A 1,120-nucleotide genomic window follows, 5' to 3' on the forward strand; every position below is an offset into this window, starting at 1 on the left:
ATGACACCCCTTCGTGCGTGCGACGAGACGCGGTCAGCCCTTGACCGCGCCGAGCATGATTCCCTTGACGAAATAGCGTTGGAAGAGCGGGTAGATGAAGAGGATCGGGAGCACCACGAGCACCGCCACCGTCATGCGGATCGACGTCGGCGTCTGCGTGGTGGCCGCCGTGGCCAGGGCCCCCAGGTTCCCCTGAGCGTTCTGCGCCGCCTGCGCCAGGCTGCTCGCCTGGTTGGTGTACGTGTAGAGCAGGTACTGCAGGGAGTAGAGCTTCTGGTCGGTGATGTACAGCAGCGTGTCCTGGAACGAGTTCCACTGGGCCACCGCCGTGAAGATCGCCACCGTGGCCAGGATCGGCGTCATGTTCGGCAGGATGATCCGGAAGAAGACCCGGAGGGTGCCCGCCCCGTCGATCTCGGCCGCCTCCTGCAGCGAGGCGGGCATCGACTCCACGTACGTCTTGACGAGGATGATGTTGAAGGGCTGCACGATGGCCGGGAGGATGTAGACCCAGAACGAGTTCGTGAGCCCCAGCGTCTTCATCGTGACGTACATGGGGATGAGCCCCGCGCTGAAGTACATTCCACATCCGTTCTTGAGTGAACATGAAGCCGAGGAACGCCGACGCCAGCACCGTGCACGCCGTGCCGATCACGGTGCGGGCCACGGACACGATCGCGGCGGCGGACAGTCCGTCGAGCTGCAGGATCTGCGAGTAGTTCGACAGGTGGAGACCCTCGGGCCACAGGCGGACCTGACCCAGGGCGCTCATGTCGTTGGCGCTGACCGAGTTGATGATCAGGAAGTAGAACGGGTAGGCGCACAGGAGCGCGAAGAGCAGGAAGCCGGCGTAGTTGACGAGCGCGAAGGGGGCGTCCCCGCGGGTGCGCTTGAGGGCAGGGCTGGTGATCGACACGGTCTCTCTCCCCGTTCAGATGATCGACGTGCCGCGGGCGCGCTTGGCGATCGCGTTGGCCGTGACGAGGAGGACGACGGAGATGACGCTCTTCAGCATGCCCAGCGCCGTCGCCATCGACAGGCTGTTCCCGGTGATGCCGATGTTGTAGACGTACAGGTCCAGCACCTGGATGTGCTCCTTGTTGAAGGCGTTCTGGAACAC

1 protein-coding gene and 1 pseudogene are annotated in these 1,120 nt (G+C 64.1%); both read right to left on the reverse strand.

Annotated elements, in window-relative coordinates; all coding sequences use genetic code 11:
- Positions 1 to 33: 33 nt before the first annotated feature.
- On the reverse strand, positions 34 to 582 hold the full coding sequence (locus ACFWPH_RS34725) for a carbohydrate ABC transporter permease (RefSeq protein WP_378756556.1): 549 nt from the start codon (positions 580 to 582) through the stop codon (positions 34 to 36).
- 349 nt (positions 583 to 931) lie between these two features.
- A pseudogene (locus ACFWPH_RS34730) lies at positions 932 to 1,120 on the reverse strand (sugar ABC transporter permease); the annotation flags it as partial.

This window comes from Nocardia sp. NPDC058499, from assembly GCF_042719915.1.
In the GTDB taxonomy this organism is placed as follows: Bacteria; Actinomycetota; Actinomycetes; order Mycobacteriales; family Mycobacteriaceae; genus Nocardia.

Excerpts from the sequence above, each read along its gene's own strand:
- ACFWPH_RS34725 (WP_378756556.1), bottom strand. The coding sequence starts at position 582 with ATGTACTTCAGCGCGGGGCTCATCCCCATGTACGTCACGATGAAGACG.